The organism is Mesorhizobium sp. P2_A8, assembly GCF_056404935.1.
This window is the reverse complement of record NZ_JBFUDB010000004.1, coordinates 169,066-191,456: the sequence shown is the minus strand read 5'-3', so window position 1 is coordinate 191,456 and position 22,391 is coordinate 169,066. Positions and strand designations below refer to the sequence as shown.

General features: G+C 62.8%; 24 protein-coding genes, 1 tRNA gene and 1 pseudogene. 20 read left to right on the top strand and 6 right to left on the bottom strand.

The features are described 5' to 3' along the window. Nucleotides 1-36 precede the first annotated feature (36 nt). Entirely contained in the window at nucleotides 37-414 is a 378-nt protein-coding gene (locus AC1D10_RS13425) for a hypothetical protein (protein WP_477272400.1), read from the top strand. 560 nt (nucleotides 415-974) lie between these two features. Here AC1D10_RS13425 and AC1D10_RS13420 read toward each other — a convergent pair. After that, complete coding sequence (locus AC1D10_RS13420; RefSeq protein WP_477272398.1) at nucleotides 975-1,160, bottom strand: hypothetical protein; 186 nt, start codon at nucleotides 1,158-1,160, stop codon at nucleotides 975-977. A 607-nt stretch (nucleotides 1,161-1,767) separates the two neighbouring features. Between AC1D10_RS13420 and AC1D10_RS13415 the strand changes: the two genes are divergently transcribed. From AC1D10_RS13415 to AC1D10_RS13375, 9 genes and pseudogenes are all read left to right on the top strand, one after another. Beyond that, nucleotides 1,768-1,841, top strand: a tRNA-Cys gene (locus tag AC1D10_RS13415). Nucleotides 1,842-1,950: 109 nt separating this feature from the next. After that, a complete protein-coding gene (locus tag AC1D10_RS13410; protein ID WP_477272396.1) occupies nucleotides 1,951-2,877 on the top strand; it encodes an IS1595 family transposase in 927 nt (308 codons plus the stop codon). Next, nucleotides 2,874-3,569 carry a hypothetical protein gene (locus AC1D10_RS13405; RefSeq protein WP_477272394.1) on the top strand — a complete coding sequence of 232 codons (696 nt, stop codon included), beginning with the start codon at nucleotides 2,874-2,876 and terminating at the stop codon, nucleotides 3,567-3,569. The genes AC1D10_RS13410 and AC1D10_RS13405 overlap by 4 nt, the downstream gene beginning before the upstream one ends. Further along, nucleotides 3,566-4,147, top strand: a complete 582-nt coding sequence (locus AC1D10_RS13400; protein ID WP_477272392.1) for a PIN-like domain-containing protein — start codon at nucleotides 3,566-3,568, stop codon at nucleotides 4,145-4,147. The genes AC1D10_RS13405 and AC1D10_RS13400 overlap by 4 nt, the downstream gene beginning before the upstream one ends. Next, nucleotides 4,128-4,310: a hypothetical protein gene (locus AC1D10_RS13395; RefSeq protein ID WP_477272390.1), complete on the top strand. Its 183-nt coding sequence runs from the start codon at nucleotides 4,128-4,130 to the stop codon at nucleotides 4,308-4,310. Before AC1D10_RS13400 ends, AC1D10_RS13395 begins: the two co-directional genes overlap by 20 nt. A gap of 6 nt (nucleotides 4,311-4,316) precedes the next feature. Beyond that, a pseudogene (locus AC1D10_RS13390) lies at nucleotides 4,317-4,535 on the top strand (IS1 family transposase); the annotation flags it as partial. Then, the gene (locus AC1D10_RS13385; RefSeq protein ID WP_477272388.1) at nucleotides 4,532-4,834 is read left to right on the top strand and encodes a hypothetical protein; all 303 of its coding nucleotides are present in this window, start codon (nucleotides 4,532-4,534) and stop codon (nucleotides 4,832-4,834) included. The pseudogene AC1D10_RS13390 and the gene AC1D10_RS13385, both read left to right, overlap by 4 nt. A gap of 32 nt (nucleotides 4,835-4,866) precedes the next feature. Continuing rightward, entirely contained in the window at nucleotides 4,867-5,181 is a 315-nt protein-coding gene (locus AC1D10_RS13380; RefSeq protein WP_477272386.1) for a hypothetical protein, read from the top strand. Nucleotides 5,182-5,312: 131 nt separating this feature from the next. Then, a complete protein-coding gene (locus tag AC1D10_RS13375) occupies nucleotides 5,313-5,813 on the top strand; it encodes an MmcB family DNA repair protein (protein WP_477273100.1) in 501 nt (166 codons plus the stop codon). A gap of 29 nt (nucleotides 5,814-5,842) precedes the next feature. Here AC1D10_RS13375 and nhaA read toward each other — a convergent pair whose 3' ends face one another. The 5 genes from nhaA to AC1D10_RS13350 form a co-directional block, all read right to left on the bottom strand. After that, a complete protein-coding gene (gene nhaA, locus AC1D10_RS13370; RefSeq protein WP_477272383.1) occupies nucleotides 5,843-7,039 on the bottom strand; it encodes a Na+/H+ antiporter NhaA in 1,197 nt (398 codons plus the stop codon). Between the two features lie 228 nt (nucleotides 7,040-7,267). Next, a complete protein-coding gene (locus AC1D10_RS13365; RefSeq protein ID WP_477272381.1) occupies nucleotides 7,268-7,831 on the bottom strand; it encodes an ActR/PrrA/RegA family redox response regulator transcription factor in 564 nt (187 codons plus the stop codon). Nucleotides 7,832-7,916: 85 nt separating this feature from the next. Next, a complete protein-coding gene (locus AC1D10_RS13360; RefSeq protein ID WP_477272379.1) occupies nucleotides 7,917-9,242 on the bottom strand; it encodes an ActS/PrrB/RegB family redox-sensitive histidine kinase in 1,326 nt (441 codons plus the stop codon). Nucleotides 9,243-9,508: 266 nt separating this feature from the next. Continuing rightward, on the bottom strand, nucleotides 9,509-11,971 hold the full coding sequence (gene hrpB, locus AC1D10_RS13355) for an ATP-dependent helicase HrpB (protein ID WP_477272377.1): 2,463 nt from the start codon (nucleotides 11,969-11,971) through the stop codon (nucleotides 9,509-9,511). 94 nt (nucleotides 11,972-12,065) lie between these two features. Further along, nucleotides 12,066-12,956 carry a DMT family transporter gene (locus tag AC1D10_RS13350; RefSeq protein ID WP_477272375.1) on the bottom strand — a complete coding sequence of 297 codons (891 nt, stop codon included), beginning with the start codon at nucleotides 12,954-12,956 and terminating at the stop codon, nucleotides 12,066-12,068. A gap of 25 nt (nucleotides 12,957-12,981) precedes the next feature. Here AC1D10_RS13350 and AC1D10_RS13345 point away from each other — a divergent pair, with 25 nt between their 5' ends. From AC1D10_RS13345 to dhaM, 10 genes are all read left to right on the top strand, one after another. Continuing rightward, complete coding sequence (locus AC1D10_RS13345; RefSeq protein ID WP_477272373.1) at nucleotides 12,982-13,671, top strand: PIG-L deacetylase family protein; 690 nt, start codon at nucleotides 12,982-12,984, stop codon at nucleotides 13,669-13,671. A gap of 276 nt (nucleotides 13,672-13,947) precedes the next feature. Next, nucleotides 13,948-15,279: an ABC transporter substrate-binding protein gene (locus AC1D10_RS13340; RefSeq protein WP_477272371.1), complete on the top strand. Its 1,332-nt coding sequence runs from the start codon at nucleotides 13,948-13,950 to the stop codon at nucleotides 15,277-15,279. Between the two features lie 110 nt (nucleotides 15,280-15,389). Then, complete coding sequence (locus tag AC1D10_RS13335) at nucleotides 15,390-16,337, top strand: carbohydrate ABC transporter permease (RefSeq protein ID WP_095084297.1); 948 nt, start codon at nucleotides 15,390-15,392, stop codon at nucleotides 16,335-16,337. Next, a complete protein-coding gene (locus AC1D10_RS13330; protein WP_477272369.1) occupies nucleotides 16,334-17,284 on the top strand; it encodes a carbohydrate ABC transporter permease in 951 nt (316 codons plus the stop codon). Before AC1D10_RS13335 ends, AC1D10_RS13330 begins: the two co-directional genes overlap by 4 nt. Next, a complete protein-coding gene (locus AC1D10_RS13325) occupies nucleotides 17,281-17,487 on the top strand; it encodes a hypothetical protein (RefSeq protein WP_477272367.1) in 207 nt (68 codons plus the stop codon). The genes AC1D10_RS13330 and AC1D10_RS13325 overlap by 4 nt, the downstream gene beginning before the upstream one ends. Before the next feature lie 2 nt (nucleotides 17,488-17,489). Continuing rightward, a complete protein-coding gene (locus AC1D10_RS13320) occupies nucleotides 17,490-18,602 on the top strand; it encodes an ABC transporter ATP-binding protein (protein WP_477272365.1) in 1,113 nt (370 codons plus the stop codon). Next, entirely contained in the window at nucleotides 18,595-19,608 is a 1,014-nt protein-coding gene (locus tag AC1D10_RS13315) for an ABC transporter ATP-binding protein (protein ID WP_477272363.1), read from the top strand. Before AC1D10_RS13320 ends, AC1D10_RS13315 begins: the two co-directional genes overlap by 8 nt. Before the next feature lie 76 nt (nucleotides 19,609-19,684). Then, on the top strand, nucleotides 19,685-21,328 hold the full coding sequence (locus AC1D10_RS13310; protein ID WP_477272361.1) for a dihydroxyacetone kinase subunit DhaK: 1,644 nt from the start codon (nucleotides 19,685-19,687) through the stop codon (nucleotides 21,326-21,328). Between the two features lie 72 nt (nucleotides 21,329-21,400). Further along, nucleotides 21,401-22,003, top strand: coding sequence for a dihydroxyacetone kinase subunit DhaL (gene dhaL / locus AC1D10_RS13305; RefSeq protein WP_477272359.1), 603 nt, complete (start codon nucleotides 21,401-21,403; stop codon nucleotides 22,001-22,003). Then, nucleotides 22,000-22,389, top strand: a complete 390-nt coding sequence (gene dhaM, locus AC1D10_RS13300) for a dihydroxyacetone kinase phosphoryl donor subunit DhaM (RefSeq protein WP_184873275.1) — start codon at nucleotides 22,000-22,002, stop codon at nucleotides 22,387-22,389. The genes dhaL and dhaM overlap by 4 nt, the downstream gene beginning before the upstream one ends. Nucleotides 22,390-22,391 lie beyond the last annotated feature (2 nt).

Genomic DNA, 22,391 nt, shown 5'->3' with positions numbered 1-22,391 from the left:
GGCTAATTCACGTCTCCCTGGTCGGAAGGGACCAAAGTGGGGAAGTTCCTGGCAGGCCTGTTGGCCGCGACGCTGGTGGCGTCGGCAGAACGATGCTGGTCCAAGGACAAGCTACCCTACAAGCCGATCTTCGAAGATGCAGTGAGAATGGCCAGCGCCCTGCGGTATTCCGACATCCTGAGCCAGGAATGCATGCACGGGCGGCGGTATCCGCAGAACAAAATCAAGAATGGCTTCAAAAGGCACTACGAGGAAATGCGACTGCAGTTGGTCGCCGAAGGGTATACCATTGTACCCGACGAGACCGAGAACAACTCACCCTGGGCACTGTCCGAGATGGAATTTGACGCCAAACGGCGGCTGGGGATCGCGCCCCAGTTCGGTTGTTTTCGAGCATATTGGCTGGATGATTGAGGCCTGCTTTTTCGAATTGGCCGATAGCGTGGTCCCCTGCGGCTGGGCACCGCCATAGGCTTAATTGCGCGATTGATAATATGCTCATAGTTCCAGCAGCGCGGAGGAGGTCAAAACCTTCCTGCAATGACCAGTGCGCCTTCGCATCCCCAAGGTAGCCCCAGCCGCCCCCGGTCATTTCATTTCCTGCCGATGGGTGCCGGGAGGGACTTCAGTCTTAGTTGAGCCACCGCTAATATGATTATAATCTGGGCATTGCGGGGACTATCCCAAAAGCTTAATCCCGCGATGGCCGGTGTGGCGCGCTTTCAACCCAAGCATCCCTGCACCGGCCATTCTTTTGCAGCCGGGAAACGGCTGGTCCGCTGAAATCGCTGCCTGGTTGCGCGACTGTCGGGTCCGCGAACGTGAAACGAGGAGTGAATGAGCGTGAAGAAGGGCACCCGCTTCACACTTTTCCTGCAATTGCTCGGACGTCGCCCTCGATATGACGACAGCAGACGTCATCGGGGAGGCCATCAACAGGATTCGATCAAAAGCTGGATTCGATCGATAGCAGCTTACTTTGAGCCCGTACGGCTGGGCGTCAATTCGCGCTGACGATCTCTCTGTTTTTCGAGGAACCGCTTGGCGTGTTCCCCCCAATCGGCTGCCGTGATTTTGTGTTCCTGAACGGACTTTCCGAATGCCTTGCGCAGAGCGTCAAGGTCAAAGGCCCAAAGCTGCTCGCCTTTATTGTCGTTCAATGTCGCGTCGCCCATCCCCATTGAAGCGACGGTATGCCCTGCAAGTCAGGCCTTCAAGGACCAATGCCTGACTTCTTTTGGGTGCATCCGGGCGACTAGCGCTCCCAGCCAAATGAGAACGGGGTGGTGCCGAGCAATATGACCTGATCGTAGGGCGGGTGGCCATCCCCCTACGGCTGGGTGGCGCCGCGCAGTTAAGTCACGCGCCAAGCGCTGCTGCCCCTACATCCTGATCGAGACATACGACAACAGGTATAGGATCGCCATGGTCGCCGTCACGAATACGACCCACAAGCCTAAGCTGCTCATGCTTCCTCACTTCCCCTGGGTGAGGGTTGCTCCAGTCGAGCGCAAACGCAAGCCGCCATGGTGCGTTGTCCACCCCTTTTTGGAGCGCCAATTTTAGCGACGGCGCTCCCTAAAGTCCGCCGCGAGAGTGGCCGGCGCGAGCATTATCCGACAGCACGCGTCGGCCATTTTGCGGTCCGGGTTTGTCAACCGGATAATCGCCTTTGTTTTTACAGGTCCCGTAGCCATTCCCCTACGGCTGGGTAGCGCCTGCCGACAGGTTGACTAAGCGCTCATGGATTGGGCATAGAGGCACGAAGGTCTGAGGGCGGGACGGTGACGCATCGGTCTGCAAAACCGACGTAGTGGGTTCAATTCCCACTCAGACCTCCATATTTCACTTTGGGTTTGTCAACGATATAATCGCCCTTATTGGGGCGATTATGTACTTTACAAACACGGCGTGTCGGTGCTAGTGTGAAACCACACTAGAGGCACGGCAATGAGCATCCTTTCCGAACCCCATTTCCACAACGAAGAAGCTGCTTTTGAGCGGCTGGAAGCGATTGTTTGGCCGGAAGGTCCGGTTTGTCCGAAGTGCGGCAACTGCGAACAGACGCGCATTACCCGCGTCACTGGCGCGACCGCTCGCACGGGCCTTCGCCGCTGCTTGGAGTGCAAGAAGCAGTTCACTGTGAAGGTCGGAACCGTGTTCGAGTCCAGCCACGTTCCGCTGCATAAGTGGTGGCAAGCAGCGCACCTTCTGGCGTCCAGCAAGAAGGGTATCAGCGCTCACCAACTGCACCGGACTTTGCAGGTCCAGTACAAGACCGCGTGGTTCATGTTCCATCGCTTGCGTGAGGCAATGCGCTCTACTGACTTCTCCCCGATGGGCGGCGAAGGCAAGCACGTCGAAGTTGATGAAACCTATATCGGTCGCCTGAAAGGCACCACGGTGAAGCCCGGCGGCGGCGCTCACAAGAACACAGTTGTTACGCTTGTCGAGCGCGGCGGCATCGCCCGTTCTTTCCATGTCGATACCGCTCGCATGGGCAACATCATGCCTATAGTCCGCGCCAACATCGCCAAGGAAAGCGCGCTCATGACCGACGAGAGCGGCATCTATCGCCGCGCCGGTCAGGACTTCGCCTCTCACGATTTCGTCACGCACTCCAAGGACGAATATGTTCGCGGCGACGTTCATACGAACACGGTCGAAGGCTACTACAGTATCTTTAAGCGCGGCATGAAGGGCGTCTATCAGCATTGCGGCGAGCAGCACCTGCACCGCTACCTCGCCGAATTTGACTTTCGCTACAGCAATCGCATCGCGCTTGGCGTCGATGATAACAACCGGACGGTTAAGGCTATGGCTGGCATCGTTGGAAAGCGGCTGAAATATCGGGACTCATTCGCAGGCGTCCTGTGAACGTTCGCCCGCATATCCCCGATCTACTCGGCGGTGGGATTTTCACTGTACCGGAGACGGCTGAGCTTGTTGGCGCCAAACCGGCTTCCGTACGCATTTGGGTTGCCGGCAAAAAGGGACGCCAACAGCCAGTCATCGACAATCAACTTGGCTTTGTGAACGGGAAGGTGGCTGTCAGCTTCACCAACCTGATGGAGCTTCGTTTTGTTGCACGGTTTGCAAAAGCCGGGGTCAAGCTGCGCGAGATACGGAGCATTATGGACGAGGCGAGGGACTTGCTAGAACACCCGCACCCATTTGCGGCGCGGGTTATTTTCCGAACAGATGGAAAGCGGATCGTAGCTGAGCTGGCTAAAAAGCACGGCGTCGAATTGGTTTACGATCTGAAGTCCCACAACTACGAAATGCCAACGATTGTCATGCCCTCCCTGAAAGAGGACGTGCTGTTCGATCCCAAGGGCAACATGGTCGCGTGGTTTCCTCGAAAGGAGATTGCGCCGAACGTCATCGTGCACCCGCATTTCTCCTTCGGTCGACCAGTTCTGCGGCAGAGCCATATCCCCACTGAAACGCTAGCCGATGCAGTCAAGGCGGAAGGTAGCGTACGGACGGTTGCTCACTTGTTCGAAGTTCCGGAAGGCCAGGTTCGGGAAGCGGTTCGCTTTCAAGAGAACCTGCGCCTCGCGGCTTGAAGATTGCCTTCGATGAAAACATGCCAGCCGCAATGGTGCGGGTCTTCGAGCTTTTCCACACGGAGAAAGCGCTAAGGGATTTGGTATCTGGGGTGACGCTCCACAAGGCACAGGAGTTTTACCCACAACCGACCGACGAAGATTATTCGCCGAAGAACGACGCTCCGTGGGTGCGCCGCTTTGCAGCCGAAGGCGGAAGGGTAATCATCTCCGGCAACACGAAGATGCAAATTGTGCCGCACGAAAGATTGGCTTTGGTGCAAGAGGGTATGACAGTCATCTTCTTTCCGGGCATTTGGTCTAGTTGGAAATTTTGCCATAAGTCAGCGCTGCTTTTGCATTGGTGGCCTGTCATCGTGAAGCGAGCCAAAACGCCGAAGGCAGGGTTCTTCGTAGTGCCAAACGCATGGCCGGACGAGGGAAAAGCAAAGCTAAGGCAAATCCCTAGTGAGGATCTGAAGCTCGTCAAAATTGAACGGCAATTGGCTGCTAGAGAAACCGTCCGTAAAGAGCGCGCTAAGCGTCGATCTGATGCCGCACAAGGAACCTTGTTTCCCGATGAAACCGCAAAAGCATAACGACGATCAAAGCCGATTGTTCATCGAAACCGCTCGCGAAGTTGGGGCCGATGAAAAGAAATCCTCTGCCGACGCTCTAATGGGCAAGCTGGCGCACATGCCGCCCGCTCCGAAGCCGAAGCCGAAGCCGAAGCCGAAAGGGATAGCAAAAGATAACAAATGAACGGGTAGTGGGCCAGTTGAAGCCCATGCGAACGCGGTCGCGCTCCACTTCATGTACTACAATTTTGTTCGCATCCATGCGACCTTGCGCATGACCCCGGCGATGGCCGCTGGCGTGACTGACAAGCTTTGGGAGATCGGCGATATCGTTGCGCTGATCGAAGCGAAGGAAGCCGAAAAGCCGTTGGTTCGCGGACCCTACAAGAAAGTACGAGAGGCTAAGTGAGCGTTCATATATTAAAAATTGTAGCTTGTGCGGAGAGGCATCATGAATATCCCGATGGGGAACGCCACGCGCTCTTGGTTTTTGCGAATGCCGACGATTTGGAGGCCGCGCTTTCATCGACGCCACGGTTTCTTACCACATGCGGTTGGGAGCAGATCGAGCTGAGAGACGCAAAAAAACTTGCAATTGAAATTTCTTCGATCGGCGATGAAGCCTTGCGAAATGCTGCGGAGACTGCGCTGCAACAAGGTTTTGGAATCGTCGTTTACGCGAATCCTGTTACCGATCTGAACTCCTGAATTTCAAACTGACCCACTACCAATGAACGAACGTGCTGGACAAAACAGCAAGCCCGCGTTCTAGCCCGAAAATCGTAACGGAGAAGGAAGCGATGCAGACCGTGAGGTTGCTGGCGGACGGTAGAGCGCTGACTCAAGCGCTATTTGATCTTGAAGGTCTTCTTGAACTTGGCGGTGGCCTGATCGACCTTACGGAGCTCCCGGTTGAATTGGGACGTGTCCAAGTCGAAAGTGTCACCGCACTTGGCACATTTGATCTGCTTGTGCGTCTTCAGCCATCCGATGGCCTTCTTGTTCACCTTGCCGCAGCTAGGGCAAGGAATGCTGATATCAGCCTTGTCGAATAGACCAGTGGTCATGAACCTCTCCCGCTTTCTAGCGCGAGGGAAACTACCATTTATGGCCCGTGTTTGCAAAGTACATAATCGCCCCAATAAGGCGGGTTCAAACCGTGAACAGAATCTGGCATGGTGCCGCCATGCCTATCATCTCCCCTATCCCAATCAACCCCCTCATCGACGGTCGTCAGTCGGAGCGTGCCATGCTGGTGCGGCGCGGCGTACAGCGGCTTTTGATGGAGATGGGCGCGCATGTGCTGCCCGAACTGTCGCTGGCCACCGGCCGCCGCGCCGACCTCGTCGCGTTGACGCGCCAGGGCGACATCTGGATCATCGAGATCAAATCGTCGATCGAGGATTTCCGGGTCGACCGCAAATGGCCGGATTACCGGTTGCACTCCGACCGCTTCTTCTTCGCCACGCATCCCGGCGTGCCTTCGGAGATCTTTCCGGAGGAGTGCGGCTTCATCCTCTCCGACGGCTACGGCGCCGAAATCCTGCGCGACGCGCCGGAGCACCGCATGGCGGCAGCAACGCGCAAGGCGCTGATGCTGCGGATCGCGCGGGCCGGTGCCTCGCGGCTGCTGGCGGCCGAGCTTGCCGGCGTGTCGGTGCCGGCGCTGGAGGGTGAGAGCGAGTAGTTCACAGAACCCGGAGCTTGCCGGCCAGCCTACTCTTCGCTCTCCTCCACCCCATCCGCAGCCGGCGCCATCAAAAGCACGGCGCCGCCGAGGATGGCGGCGATGAAGGAGCCGGCGAGGATGCCGACCTTGACCGCGTCCTGGAGTGCCGCGTCGCTGGCGAAGGCGAGCAGGCCGATGAACAGGCTCATGGTGAAGCCAATGCCGCACAGCAGCGAGATGCCGACCAAGTGCGACCAACCGGCATTGGCCGGCAGGTCGGCAAGGCCGAACCGGATGGCAAGTGCCGAGGAGCCGAACACGCCAACCAGCTTGCCGACGACGAGGCCGGCGGCGACACCCAGCGTCAACGGCTCGATAAGCGCGCCGACGCTCAGGCCGGCGAGCGAAACGCCGGCATTGGCAAAGCCGAAGATCGGGATGACGACGAAGGGAACGATCTTGTGCAGGCCGTGCTCGAGCCGGTGCAGCGGCGAATGGTCGAGATCGTGGCTGATCCCGGCGGAGCGTTCGAGCGGAATGGTCAACGCCAGCGCTACGCCGGCAAGTGTGGCATGGACGCCCGATTTCAGCACCAGCACCCACAGGACGGCACCGAGCACGAGATAGGGCAGCAGCGTCATCACCCGCATGCGGTTGAGCACGACGAGCACGGCAATGACGGCGAAAGCAGCACCGAGATAGGCTGATGACAGGCCGCTGGTGTAGAAGATGGCGATGATGATGACGGCGCCGAGATCATCGATGATGGCCAGCGCGGTGAGGAACACTTTCAGCGACGCCGGCACACGGCTGCCGAGTAGCGACAGCACGCCGAGCGCGAAGGCGATGTCGGTGGCGGTCGGGATCGCCCAGCCGGACAGTGCCGCCGCATTGTCGCGGTTGATCGCGACATAGACGAGCGCCGGAACCACCATGCCGCCGGCGGCGGCGATGCCAGGCAGCACGCGGCGCGGCCAGGTCGAAAGCTGGCCGTCCAGCACCTCGCGCTTGATCTCCAGCCCGACGAGCAGGAAGAACACCGCCATCAGCCCGTCATTGACCCAGTGCGAGACGCTGAGCGGGCCGAGATAGGCGTGGAGCGCGGAGAAGTAGGTTTCGGAGAGCGGCGAGTTGGCGACGATCAGGGCCAGAGCCGCCGCCACCATCAGGATGATGCCGCCGGCCGCCTCGCCATCGAGAAATTCGCGGAAGACGGAAACCGGCTGCTGCTTCAAGTCCCGCATGTCGCCTCCGTCATGCCGCCTGTTGGCCGGCGTCATTCGCGATGATGCCCCGTCAGCCGGGCAAGTACCAGACCGTGTTTCGGCGTCTCAGAGACTGTTTCGAAATTCGTTATGGCGAGCATATGGTGGTGGTTTCGAGAACCGTAGCGCAGCGGACATCGGTCCGTGAGCAACGGAAGCGCAGAAAACACCCCCAGAGGCCGCCAGAGCGGATTTCCAAACAGTCTCTCAGCGCGGCGCGCGCTTGGCCAGTATCCGCTGCAAGGTGCGGCGATGCATGTTGAGCCGGCGCGCCGTCTCGGAGACATTGCGCTCGCACATTTCATAGACGCGCTGGATATGTTCCCAGCGGACGCGGTCGGCCGACATCGGGTTTTCCGGAGGCGCTGCGCGCTCGCCTGCCGTGCGGGTGAGCGCGGCGAAGATGTCGTCGGCATCGGCGGGCTTGGAGAGATAATCGATGGCGCCGAGCTTCACCGCGGTCACCGCGGTGGCGATGTTGCCGTAGCCGGTCAGGATGATGGTGCGGGAATCGTCGCGCTTCTCGCGGATCGCCGCGACCACGTCGAGGCCGTTGCCGTCGCCGAGCCGCATGTCGACCACGGCATAGGCGGGCGGATTGGCGCGCGCCTTGGCGACCGCCTCCTCGACGCTCTCGGCCGTCTCGACCACGAAGCCCCTGGTTTCCATGGCGCGGGCCAGACGCGTGAGGAACGGCTTGTCGTCATCGACGATGAGCAGCGAGGTGTCCTCGCCTTCAACCATTGCGCCAATATTTTCGTCGCCTGTCATAGTCGCAAAATTCCTGCTGCCTTAATTTTACGCAGATATAGTTCCTGAGCCCGATTGTCCAATTCTTCGAGCCCTTGCAAGGCTCTCAGGCGGTGTCGAACATACTGGCCGAGGTGATTTCCGGATTGAGGAACACACCACGCGGCCACGATATCTGTACCACGGCGCCCTCGCCCAGGCCGCTCGAATTGCGGAAATCGAGCGTCGCGCCCGAGCGTTCGAGCAGCGTCTTGGCGATAAACAGCCCCAACCCCAGGCCGCCGCCGGCTTCCGTGCCCTGGCGCGTCGACATATAGGGCTCGCCGATACGGTCGATGATCTCAGCCGGAAAGCCTGGCCCGTCATCGATGATCGAGAAGGCCACAGTGGTGTCGTCCCAGCTCCAGCGCACGGTGACGCTCTTGCGGGCAAAATCGACGGCGTTCTCGACCAGGTTGCCGAGGCCGTAGATGACGCCCGGATTGCGGCGTCCGACGGGTTCGGGCCCGATGCGCTCGCCAGGCCGAAGCTTGATCGAGATGCCGAAGTCGCGATGCGGGGCGGTGACCTCCTCGACCAGCGAGGTCAGCGGCAGCCGGGAAAGATGCGCCTCGCCCTCGGACGACAGGCTGGTCAGGCGCTTGAGGATCTCGCGGCAGCGCTCGCTCTGCGAACGCAGCAGCCTGACGTCTTCGCCGTATTTCGCATCATTGCCGAGCGCCTTTTCCATCTCCTTGGCGACAAGCGTGATGGTGGCGAGCGGCGTGCCAAGCTCGTGCGCGGCGGCCGCCGCCAGCCCGTCGAGCGCCGAAAGGTGCTGCTCGCGCTGCAGCACCAGTTCGGTGGCGGCAAGCGCATTGGCCAGAAGCCGCGCCTCGGCGGCCACCCGGAAGGCGTAAATTGCGGTGAAGGCGATCGAGGACAGCACCGCCATCCAGATACCGGCGACATAGATGAACGGCATCGCCAACGGCGCGCCTTCATGCCAGGGCAACGGCAGATGAACAAAGACCAGCAGAGTCGCCGCCGCCATCACCAATCCACCGAGAATCGCGGTCAAGCGCAGGGGCAGCGATGTCGCCGAAATGACGACGGGCACGGTCATCAGCAGCGAGAACGGGTTGGTGAGACCACCGGTCATGTAAAGCAAGCCGGCAAGCTGCAGGCTGTCGAAGATGAGGATGCCGAAGGCCGCGAGCGGGGTGAGCCGGTGCGCCGCCGGAAAGTGAAAGGCGAGAAACAGGTTCATCCAGGCCGAACAGGCGATCAGCGCGAAGCAGAGACTGACAGGCAGCGGGAATTTCAAGCCGTAGGCGACGACGAGAACCGTCACGCTCTGGCCGACGATGGCCAGCCAGCGCAGCCGGATCAGCGTGTTGAGGCGCAGTCTCTGGCTCTGCTGGAAATCGGGCGAACGCAAAACGTTGATCATGGTGATGGATTACAGCCGCTGAACGGCGAACGCTAGTAGCGCTGCACCGGCGATCTGACGGGTTGGAAGCCTCTTGTCGACCGAATTTCATCGTTCGCTTCGGTGGACCAAAAACTCGGGGTTGGCCGAAGCTTCCCAACGTCGTCATCCAGGAGCGAAGTGGACGCGGAGACCCGATGATGACAAAGCGATGGGCGTTTGCGCCAATCGCCAGGGCATGCAGTCCGCGGCCGCACGCGCTTCATCAAAAGTGCTGCGTCGAGGGGCTATGTCCCGCGCGGCTTGGCGCGGGCGGTGGCGGCGGCGAGCAGCGGATTTTCCGGCCAGACATGCTTGGGATAGCGGCCGCGCATGTCGGCGCGCACATCGGCCCAGGAACCGCGCCAGAAGCCAGGCAGGTCGCGCGTCGTCTGGATCGGCCGGTGCGCCGGCGACAGCAGTTCGAGGGTCAGCGGCACCGTGCCGCCGGCGATGGCCGGATGGCGGTCGAGGCCAAACAGCTCCTGCACGCGAACCGCCAGCACCGGCCATTCGCCGTCATAGCGGATCGGCACGTGGCTGCCCAACGGGGCGTCGAAATGGGTTGGCGCCAGCGTGTCGATCCGGCGCTGCAAGTCGTGCGGCACGAGTGTGGCGAGCCCAGCCGAAACAACGCCCGGATCTATGGCGGCAAAGGATGCTGCGCCGGACAGGAACGGCAGCAGCCAGTCGCCGAGGCGCTCGATGAGGGCGGCATCGGCCATGTCAGGCCACGGCGCTCCCAGGCCGCGATGCAGCCAGGACAGCCGCTGGCGCAGCGTTTGCGCCTCCTTGCCCCAGGTCAGCAGCGACAGCCCATGCTCGCGTACCGCATCGAGGATGGCGCGATCGGCATCGGCGCCGGTTGGCGGCGGCAGCATGCGCTCGGCGAGCGTGATGGCGCCGAGGCGTACCGTCTCGCGCACACGCACGGCGCGGCGGTCGCGGTCGAAGCTCGTTTGCCGGCGTGTTTCGATCCTGTCGGCAAGGGCGGTGCGGACATCGTCCTCGCCGATTGCCGCCGCAGCCGTTATGCGCGCATTCTGCGCCTTGCCCTGCAGGTCGGCGACGACCAGAAACGGCTCACCCGCCAGCGGGTCGGCAGCGTCGAGCATGGCGCCGGAACCGTTGGCCAGCACGAAACGGCCGCGCTCGCCACGCGCCTTGGCGACCCGGTCCGGCCAGGCGTGGACGAGGAGGAGGCCGGCGGAAACGACTTCGCCGCTCCTCGCGCCGCCGGCCTCTCTCGCCAGCCGTTCGGCAAGCTGGCGCGCCGCGGTCGCGCGCGGCGATCGTTCAGAGCGAAAGCGCATCAGCCGCCGTTCCAGATCGGCGCCGTCGCCGCCGAGACCACGCTCGGTGAGCAGCACGGCAAGCATGGCTGCCTCGTCGCCATGACGGCTCCGGGCTGCCTCGGCGACCATATGCGCCAGCCGCACCGGCAGAGCGAGCTTGCGCATCGCAGCGCCTTGCGCCGTCAGGCGCCCGGCCTCGTCAATGGCATCGAGCGCGCGCAGCAGCACCCTCGCCTCGTTGAGCGCCGGCGCGGGCGGCGGATCGAGAAAGGCGAGGCTCGTCGGGTCGGCGACACCAAAGGCGGCGCAATCGAGCAACAGGCCGGACAGGTCGGCTTCGAGGATTTCCGGTAGCGTGAAGGCGGGGAGCGCGGCCGTCTGTTCGGCGCGCCAAAGCCGCATGGCGACGCCCGGCTGCGTACGCCCGGCACGGCCGGCGCGCTGGTCGGCAGAAGCCTTGCTGACGCGCACGGTTTCCAGCCGGGTGAGGCCGCTGGCCGGCTCGTAGCGCGGCAGCCGCGACAGGCCGGAATCGATGACGACGCGCACGCCGTCGATGGTGATCGAGGTTTCGGCGATTGAGGTCGCCAACACCACCTTGCGGCGGCCTGCAGGCGCCGGCTTGATCGCCGCGTCCTGCGCCTTGCCGTCGAGCATGCCGTAGAGCGGCACGAGGTCAACGTCTGCGCCGACCTTGCCTGCCAGCCGCTCGGCGGTGCGCTCGATCTCGCGCTGGCCGGGCAGGAAAGCGAGCACGCTGCCGCTTTCTTCAGCGAGAGCAGATCGAATCGCCTTGGCCATGGCGTCCTCGATGGTGGTGCCGGCCGGACGTTCGTCGTAGCGGACATCGACAGGGAAGGCGCGGCCCTCGCTCTCGATCACCGGTGCGCCCGACAGCAGTTTGGCGACGCGTGCGCCGTCGAGCGTCGCCGACATCACCAGCACCCGCAGATCCGGCCGCAGCGCCCCTTGCACGTCGAGCGCCAGCGCAAGACCGAAATCGCCATCGAGCGAACGCTCGTGGAATTCATCGAAGATCACCGCCGAGATTCCGGGCAGTTCGGGGTTGTCGAGGATCATGCGCGCCAGCACACCTTCGGTGACAACCAATATCCGGGTCTTTGCCGAGGTGCGGTTCTCCATGCGCATGGCAAAACCGACGGTGGCGCCGGCCTCCTCGCCGAGCAATTCTGCCATGCGGCGGGCGGCGGCGCGCGCGGCAAGCCGGCGCGGTTCGAGCAGCACGATCTTGCCGGCACCGAGCCAGGGCGCATCGAGCAGCACCAGCGGCACCAGCGTCGTCTTGCCGGCGCCGGGCGGCGCCACCAGCACGGCGCTGTTGCCACGCCCGAGCGTTTCACTCAGCGCCAGCAGCACGGCGGATACGGGAAGCTCCGGCAAGGGTTTCGTGGTCATCGTTCCAGGGATGCGTTCGTCCGATCGCGGCAGGCCCGCTGCGTCCGCATATCAGCGGTCGCGGTGGCCACGCAACTTGTGGGGCCGGACCGGTTCAAAGCCGGGTGCGCGAAAACGGGTTCCAGCGCACCGTGCCCAACCGCGCTTCCTCGCGCACCATGGTCAGCAGGCCGGAGCCGCCGACCACGGCGAGGCCGACCAGCGTCAGCCAGTCAGGGTATTCCTGGAAGAACATCGCGCCGAGGATCACCGCCCAGACGATCTGCGAATAATGCGTCGGCGCGATCCGGTTGGCGGGCGCATACTTGACTGCCAGCAGCTGCAGAAATTGCCCGCACGCGGTGAAGCCACCCGCCATCGCCAGCCACAGCAGCTGCTTGCCGTCGGGCACGGTGAATGACGTGGCGGCGGCACCGACGCCGTTGAACACCAGGCCGTAGCCGACAAGCACGCCCAGCATGGTCGTGCGCTTTTCCTGCTGTGCCAGCGAGCGCATCAGAACGACGCTGGCGGCGGCGAGGAAGGCAACGCCGAAGGCGGCGAGGTGGCCGAGATTGAGCTCGCGAAACCCCGGCCGCACCACCAGCATGACGCCGGCAAAGCCGGCGACCACCGCCAGCCATCGCCATGGACCGACCTTCTCCTTGAGGATGACCATCGACAGGATGGTGACGCAGAGCGGCGCCAGAAAGACCAGCGCATAGACCTCCGCCAGCGGAATGGTGGTGAAAGCGTAGACGCTGAGTACGCCGGACACGATGCCCGCCCAGGCACGCGCCTGCACCGCCCAGGGCCGCCTGGCGCGCCAGAAATCACGCCAGCGCTCGCCCGCCGGCCGCGTGAAGAAGAGGAAGAAGCCGGCAAACAAGGTTATGAAAAAGCCGATCTCAAAGATCGTGAGCTGCCCACCCAGGCTTTTGACAACGGCATCGCTGCCCGAATAGCTTGCATAGGCGATCAGGGCGAGCAGAATTCCGTTCGTCACGTTTTTCCATTTCCGGGAGAGAGACTTGAAAATACTGGCGCTCGGTGCGCATCCGGACGACATCGAGATCTTCATGTTCGGTACGATGGCCGCCTATGCCGCGCAAGGCGCAGAACTCACTTTTGCCATAGCCACCGATGGGGCCAGGGGCGGCAAGGGGGATCCCGGCGTACTTGCCCGGGCGCGCCGTGACGAGGCAACCCGGGCGGCAGGCCTGCTTGGGGCCACGCCACGCTTTCTCGACTTCCCGGATGGCGCGCTGGTGGCCGATGCCACGCTGATCGCAGCGCTGAAAGCGCTGATCGGCGAGATCGGCCCGGACCTGGCGATCACGCATGCGCCGAACGACTATCACGGCGACCATCGCGCGCTGTCGGACGGTGTGCGCATCGCGGCTTCGTTTTCCGTTCCGGTTCTGCATGCCGACACGCTCGGCGGCACCGGGTTTTCCCCGACGCACTATGTCGATATTTCCGGCCATGCCGACATCAAGGCCAAGGCGATCCGCACGCATCAGTCGCAGGATCCCGATCGCTTCGTCGATGCCGCGCGAACGCAGAACCTTTTTCGTTCGGGCCAGTGCAATGGTGCGCAGGGTTCGTTGGCTGAGGCCTTCCGCTTCGAACCTATGTTTCCTTTCGCCGACATCCGCGCGCTGCTGCCGCCGGCACCGGCGATCCGGCCGGTGATGGTGAGCACCAAAACGGTCGACTAGGAGACGAGACGGCCTTCAGGTCTGGTCGGACTCTGCTTGCGCGGCTTCGACAGTCCGACCGGCGATCCACGCTTTTCCCAACGTTTTCAGACACCGTCGCCGGCATGCTGCGGCGCAGCAACGAATTCGCTTGCGTTGTTTAGTAAAAATTGCATCACTAAACAAATTACTAAACATCTGCAGCGCTGCCGCGCCGCCATGTTTGGGCCCCTGAGGAGAGGGGTTTAGGGCTCTTGAAACCGTCATTCGGGCGCGTTTCGCAAATGGGAGGAAGGCATGAAATCGAGCTTGAAACTGGCGTTGGGACTGGCCTCGGCGATATCCGCGTCGACAGCCGCCTCGACCGTCGCGCACGCTGAAGACCTGACGCTGTGCTGGGCCGCCTGGGACCCGGCCAACGCACTTGTCGAACTGTCCAAGGATTTTACCAAGGAAACCGGCATCGGCATGAAATTCGAGTTCGTGCCGTGGACCAACTATGCCGACCGTTTCCTCAACGAGCTGAACTCGCACGGCAAGCTGTGCGACCTGATCATCGGCGACAGCCAGTGGATCGGCGGCGCCGCCGAGAACGGCCACTACGTCAAGCTGAACGACTTCTTCGACAAGGAGAAGATCAGCATGGACGATTTCGTGCCGGCAACCGTCGTCGGCTATTCGGAATGGCCGAAGAACACGCCGAACTACTGGGCGCTGCCGGCCATGGGCGACGTCGTCGGCTGGACCTATCGCAAGGACTGGTTCTCCAAGCCGGAACTGCAGAAGGAATTCAAGGAGAAATACGGCTGGGATCTCGGCCCGCCGACCACGTTCGACCAGCTGAAGCAGGTCGCCGAATTCTTCCAGAAGCGGCAGATCGACGGCAAGACGGTCTATGGCGCCTCGATCTATACCGAGCGCGGCTCGGAAGGCATCACCATGGGCGCCATGGATGTGCTCTACAGCTACGGCTTCCAGTACGAGAACCCGAAGAAGCCCTACGAAATGGAAGGCTTCGTCAATTCCGACAAGTCGGTGAAGGGGCTGGAGTTCTACAAGGCGCTGTATGATTGCTGCACCCCTCCGGGCGCCTCGAACAGCTACATGGGTGAAGGCGTCGATGCCTTCAAATCCGGCCAGGTGGCGATGCACATGAACTTCGCCTTCACATGGCCGGGCCTGCAGAAGGACGAGAATGTCGGCGGCGACAAGATCGGTTACTTCGTCAACCCCAAGGGGCCTGACGGCGACCAGTTCGCCCAGCTCGGCGGCCAGGGCATCTCCGTGGTGTCCTATTCCGACAAGCAGGAAGCGGCGCTGAAATACATCAAGTGGTTCGCCAACAAGGACGTGCAGGCCAAGTGGTGGTCGCTCGGCGGCTATTCCTGCCTGAACGCAGTGGTGAAGGATCCGGCATTCCCGGCCAGCCAGCCCTACGCGCAGACCTTCCTCGACTCGATGGCCATCGTGAAGGACTTCTGGGCCGAGCCCAGCTACGCACCGCTGCTGCAGGCGTCGCAGAAGCGCTTCCACGACTATGTCGTCGCCGGCCAGGGTTCGGCCAAGGATGCGCTCGACGGCCTGGTCAAGGACTGGACGCAGGTCTTCCAGGACGATGGCAAAATGTAACCTGCTCCTCCCGAGCTAGGCCCAAGCGTCCCGTGCCACCCTTGGCACGGGACGCAGTTCAGATAAATTCCATGACAGAGACGACCCAAGTGACCGAAGCAGGACTGACCATGCTCAATCGGACCGCGGAGAACGTTGCCCGGGCGACCCCGGAACCGTTGGCCCGCAAGGTCCGGGGCATCAGCGACAAGGGCCTCGCCTGGCTGTTCATCTCGCCGACGATCCTGTTGCTGCTCGCCATCAACATCTTCCCGCTGTTCTGGGCGATCTATCTGTCGTTCACCAACTACCGCGCCAACCGGCCCAACGAGGTGGTGAAGAATCTCGGCTTTGCCAACTACCAGCGCATCCTCGGCGACAAGGATATCTGGATCGCCATGCAGACGACGGCGCATTTCGTGTTCTGGACCATCCTGCTGCAGACGCTGATCGGCTTCACGCTGGCCTGGCTGATCGACAGGAAGTTCCGCGGCCATGCGTTCTGGACGACGCTCATACTCGTCCCCATGATGCTGTCGCCGGCGGTGGTCGGCAATTTCTGGCGCTTCCTCTACGAGCCGCAGATCGGCCTGTTCGCCTATGCCATCTCCTTCGTCACCGGTATCCCGCCGACGAACATCCAGATGCTCTCCAACGTGTCGCTGGCGCCATGGTCGATCATTATCGTCGACACCTGGATGTGGACGCCCTACGTGATGCTGATCTGTCTCGCCGGGCTGCGCTCGATCCCCGAATACATCTATGAGGCGGCCGAGGTCGACCGCGCCTCCAACTGGCGGCAGTTCTGGTCGATCACTCTGCCGATGGCGCTGCCCTTCATCATGCTGGCGGTGCTGTTTCGCGGCATCGAGAACTTCAAGATGTTCGACATGGTCAATCTGCTGACTGGCGGCGGGCCGGGCTCGACCACCGAGGTCGCCTCGATCACGCTCAAGCGCCAGGCCTTCGAAAGCTGGCGGACCGGCTATTCCTCGGCATTCGCCATCATCCTGTTCGTCGCGGTGTTTGGTCTCGCCAACATCTACGTCAAGGCGCTCAACAAGGTGAAGCAGAGATGAGCCTGACCACTGCCCATTCGGTCGTCGCACCCTCGGCAAACTCGAAGCGCATCGCCGGAACGATCATCGTGCTCTACGCGCTGATCTCGATCGTGCCGTTGCTGTGGATCTTCGCCACCAGCTTCAAGACGCCGCCGGACTCGATCGCCTATCCGCCAAAGCTGCTGTTCCAGCCGAGCCTCGAGGGCTACTGCAACCTGTTCACGACGCGCACCCGGCAGACGCCGGAATACATCAACTCGCTGGGCCCGGCGACGGGCTTCTGCGACGAGACCACGCGCAAGCGCAACATGGTGATCGCCGGCCCGTCCAACTTCCTGCCGCGCTTCGTCAACTCGCTGATCATCGCCTTCGGCTCGACCTTCTGCGCGGTGTTTCTCGGCACGCTGTCGGCCTATGGTTTCTCGCGCTTCAAGGTGCCGCTGGCCGACGACCTCCTGTTCTTCATCCTGTCGACGCGCATGATGCCGCCGATTGCTGTCGCCATTCCCATCTACCTGATGTACCGCGAGCTTGGCCTGTCCGACACCGCGCTCGGCATGATCCTGCTCTATACGGCGGTCAATGTCTCACTGGCTGTCTGGCTCCTGAAGGGCTTCATCGACGAGATCCCGCGCGAATATGAGGAAGCCGCGATGATCGACGGCTACACGCGGCTCCAGGCCTTCTGGCGCACCGTGCTGCCGCAGGCGACCACCGGCATCGCCGCGACCGCCATCTTCTGCCTGATCTTCGCCTGGAACGAATATGCGTTCGCGGCTTTGCTGACTTCCGGCACGGCGCAGACCGCGCCGCCCTTCATCCCGACCATTATCGGCGAAGGCGGCCAGGACTGGCCGGCGGTGGCGGCCGGCACGACGATCTTCCTTGTGCCGATCTTGGTTTTCACCATCCTGCTCCGCAAGCAATTGCTGCGCGGCATCACCTTCGGCGCGGTGCGCAAATGAGCCTGACCAGCCCTCAGAAACGCAAATCGCGCTGGCCGGTCTGGGCCAGGCGCGGGCTGATGGAAAACATCGCCACGGTGCTGATCGCCATCGGCTTCCTGATGCTGTTCCAGCCCTTCGCGCTGCCGCTTTACACCTATTCCTTCATCACCATGCTCGCCGGCACCGTGATGTTCATCATCGTCTCGAAGTTCCCGGAATAGCCATGGCCGCAATTCGTGTTCAGCACCTCAGAAAAGCCTTCGGCGATTTCGTCGCCGTGCAGGATTCCAACTTCGTCGTCGAGGATGGCGAGTTCTTCGTCATGCTCGGACCGTCGGGCTGCGGCAAGACGACGACCTTGCGCATGATCGCCGGGCTCGAACTGCCGACCGGCGGCCAGATCCTGCTCGGCGGCGACGACGTCACCATGCTGCGGGCACGCGAGCGCGACATCGCTTTCGTCTTCCAGCTGTTTGCGCTCTATCCGCACATGAATGTGCGCAAGAACATCGGCTTCCCGCTGCTGGCGCAAGGCATGCCATCGGCCGAGATTCGCGAGCGCGTCGAAGAGACGGCGAAGCTTCTGCGGATCGACCATCTGCTCAACAAGTCCGTCTCCGGCCTGGCCGGCGGCGACCGCCAGCGCGTGGCGCTCGGCCGCGCCATCGTGCGACGGCCAAAGTGCTTCCTGATGGACGAGCCTCTGGGGACCCTTGATACTGAATTCCGCGATTTGATGGTCCATGAGCTGCGCGAACTGCACAACCGCATCCACGCCACCACCGTCTATGTCACGCACGACCAGATGGAAGCGATGTCGATGGCCGACAAGATCGCGGTGATGAACCATGGCGTCATCGAACAGTTCGGCACGCCGCGTGAAATCTACGACCGGCCGGCGACCATGTTCGTCGCTGACTTCATCGGCTCGCCGCCGATGAATTTTTTGGCCTTCGGCGGCGGACTGGCAAAGGGCGCGAAAGAAATCGTCGTCCAGGGCGCCAAGGTCGCGGTGCCGGAGGTGCGCGAGGATATCGCACCGGCCGACATGGCGCTTGGCATCCGGCCGGAACACATCCGCTTCGACGATGCCTCCAAGCTGCGCGGCGCCATCTACGGCACCGAATATCTCGGCACCACGCAGATCGTCGCGGTGGAAACGGCGGACGGCATCATCAAGGCGCGGGTGCCGGCCGAGATCCGGCTCTCCACCGGAGACCATGTCGGCCTGACGCTGAGCAGCGCGCGGCTGTCGCTATTCGAGAAAGGGTCGGGCCGTGCGGTGAGAACCGCGATCCACGATGCAGCCTCGGAGCGGAGAGTGCAGCATGGCTGACGTGCGCATCAAGAACGTGAGCAAGAGTTTTGGCGACCATGTCGCCGTCAACGGTCTTGACCTCTCGATCGCCGATGGCGAGTTCGTCGTGCTGCTCGGGCCGACCGGTGCCGGCAAGACGACGACGCTGCGGCTGATCGCCGGGCTGGAACGCCCGGATGCCGGCACAATAGAAATCGGCGGCCACAATGCCACGTCACTGTCGCCGGCCGAGCGCGACACGGCCTTCGTGTTCCAGCAGTATTCGCTCTATCCGCACCTTTCGGTGTTCGACAATCTCGCCTTCCCGCTGCGCTCTCCGGCGCGAAGAATGCCGGAGGAGCAGATCCGCCGCCGGGTCGAAGAAGTGGCGAAGATGGTGCGCATTCATCACAAGCTCGCCAACCGCTCGACCAAACTTTCAGGCGGCGAAATGCAGCGCGTCGCCATCGGCCGCGCGCTGGTGCGCAAGCCCGCCATCTACCTGATGGACGAGCCGCTGTCGTCGCTCGATGCCAAGCTACGCGCGGATCTGCGGCTCGAACTGAAGCGCATCCAGTCCGAACTCGGCGCAACCATGCTCTATGTCACGCATGACCAGATCGAGGCGATGACGATGGCCGACCGCATCGGCATCCTTGCCGACGGCGTGCTGGTGCAGATCGGCTCGCCTCGCACCATCTATTCGGAGCCGGCAAATCTGCATGTCGCGGCCAGGCTCGGCCAGCCGGCGATCAATCTTCTGCCGACCGGACTGCTACCCGATGGCGGCGCGCCGGCCGGCACCAAGACGATCGGCGCACGCACCGAGCATCTGTCGATCGAGAAGGCCGCGAACGGCCAAGCCGACGGCGTCGTCGACTGGGTCGAGCATCTCGGCGACCAGAATCACCTGCATGTGACGGTGGGGACCAGGAAGCTGGTGACGCTGACCGATCCCGACACCGATCTGGGACAAGGCGACAGAGTGGTGATCCGCTACCGGTCGCCGCTGTATTTTGGCGCCGATGGACAAAGGCTGATGTGAACGGGTTGTTTCCCCTGCCAGGGGTTCAACACCGGCTTCTGATTGATGACTGCAGACAAGTGACTGGACGAATTCGATGAAGCACTTTTTCAATCGCAGGGAAACGATCGTCACCGAGGCGCTGGATGGCCTCTTGCGGACCATTGGCGCCGGCGACCTTGCGCGCCTCGACGGCTATCCCGAGATCAAGGTCGTCCTGCGCGCCGACTGGGACAAGACAAAAGTCAGCGTCGTTTCCGGCGGTGGCGCCGGGCACGAGCCGTCGCATGCCGGCTTCGTCGGCAAGGGCATGCTGACAGCGGCGGTCTCGGGCGAGATCTTTGCCTCGCCAAGCGTCGAAGCGGTGCTGGCAGCCATTCGCGTGGTCACGGGCCCTGCCGGCTGCCTGCTGATCGTCAAGAACTACACCGGCGACCGCCTCAATTTCGGTCTGGCGGCCGAGAAGGCGCGCGCCGAAGGTTTTCGCGTCGAAATGGTGATCGTCGCCGATGACATCGCGCTCCCCGACATTGCCCAGCCGCGCGGAGTTGCCGGCACGTTGTTCGTGCACAAAATATCAGGCCACCTGTCGGAAGCCGGGCACGAACTGGCTGATATCGCGGCGGCGGCACGGGCCGCGGCGAAGGATATCGTTTCCCTCGGCATGTCGCTGTCGTCCTGCTCGATCCCGGGCCAACCGCACGAAGACAGATTTGGCGAAAACGACGGCGAGCTCGGGCTCGGCATTCATGGCGAGCCGGGCGTCGAGCGGATCGCGGTGCAAAGCGCCGACAGGCTGGTCGCGATCATGGCGGAGCGCCTTGCAGTACAGCTCGATCCTGCAGCCGGTTATGGCTTGCTGATAAACAATCTCGGTTCGGTGCCGCCGCTCGAAATGTCGCTTGTCGCCAATGCCGTGCTGGCCTCGCCGCTCGCCAAGACCATCAAGCTGGCGATCGGCCCCGGACCGCTGATGACGGCGCTCAACATGAACGGCTTCTCGCTGTCGTTGATCCGGCTCGACGCCGAGCGCGAAGCCGCCCTGCTGGCGCCGGTTGGCCCGCACGCCTGGATGCCGGCAAAGCCGGTTGTTGCGCCCGCTGTCGTGCCGCTGGCGACACCAGCCACTTTGAGCGCGGCACGCAAGCCCAGCCAGGATGCTCGCACCCGGCGCCTTGTCGTCACCATCTGCGAAAGGCTGATCGCGCTCGAAGCCACATTGAACGGGCTGGATGCCAAGGCGGGAGACGGCGACACCGGCTCGACGGTGGCGACCGGCGCACGCAGTGTGCTGGTGCGGCTTGATACGCTGCCGCTGGCCGATCCTGCGGCAACCCTCGGTGCGGCGGGCGACATTCTGAGCGCGTCCATGGGCGGCTCCAGCGGGGTGCTGCTGTCGATCTTCTTCACGGCGGCGGCGCAGGCTCTGGATGGCGGCGCCAGCGTGGCGAAAGCGCTGCTTGCCGGCCTTGAACGGATGACCTTCTACGGCGGCGCAAAGGTCGGCGACCGCACCATGGTCGATGCCCTTGAGCCAGCCCTGAAAGCGCTGGACGCCGGCGGCCTGGAGGAGGCGGCAACGGCGGCTCGACGCGGTGCCGAGGCCACGTCCGCCATGGAGAGAGCTAAAGCCGGGCGGTCCGCCTATGTCGGCAGCAAGCTGCAAGGCGTGGTCGACCCCGGCGCCTTTGCGGTGGCCGAGGCCTTCGCAGCCGCGGCAGCGCTGCTTGCAGCGGCCTGACGCATGCTTCAGTTGTCGAATGAAAGTTCTTTCGCTACTGCCGGCAGAACGGAAACCGGGAAGTTGGCTGACATGGCTGCGTTGAACCTCTCCAGGCTGATCGCGGCCGCCGCGGACACGATTGCCGCCCACGCCGAGGCGTTGACGGCGCTCGACCAGGCAATCGGCGACGGCGACCACGGGCTGAACATGAAGCGTGGTTTTGAGGCCGTGCGCAGCGAAGCCGAGGCGTTTTCGGCCAAGCCGCTGCCCGATGCCCTGAAAGCAATCGGCACCAAGCTGGTGATGACGGTCGGCGGCGCTTCCGGTCCGCTGTTCGGTACCTTGTTCATGGCGCTCGGCAAGGAGATTTCCGCCGCGCCCGATCGCGCCAATCTGACCCTGGCTTTCGGCAAGGCCATCGAAGCGGTGGCGGCACGGGGCAAGTCACAGGTCGGGCAGAAGACGATGCTCGACGTGTTGCAGCCTGTGAATGATGCGCTGCTGCAGGGGAAGACGGCGGCGGAAATCGCCGATATCGCCGACGCGGCAGCTGAAGCGACCGTGCCGATGAAGGCACTGCGTGGCCGCGCCTCGTTCCTTGGCGACCGCTCGATCGGCCATATGGACGCCGGCGCGCGTTCAACCGCTCTGCTGGTGCGGACGGTGGCGGAAACCATCGGGGAAAGCGCATGAGCAATGTCGGCATCGTCATCGTTTCGCATTCGCCGCTGGTTGCCGAGGGCACGGCCGACATGGTTCGGCAGATGGTGGGCGACGAAGTGCCGCTTGCATGGTGCGGCGGAAACGGCCATGGCGGGCTCGGCACCAATGTCGAGGCGATCATGAGCGCCATCGACAGGGCCTGGTCGGAAGCCGGAGTCGCCATCCTGGTCGATCTCGGCGGCGCCGAGACCAACAGCGAAATGGCGGTGGAGATGATCGGCGAGCCGCGTGCGCAGAAGATCATCGTCTGCAACGCGCCGATCGTCGAAGGCGCGGTGATGGCGGCGACCGAGGCATCCGGCGGCGCCTCGCTGCGGGAAGTGGTGGCGACGGCGCACGAATTGTCGCCGTCGTGAGC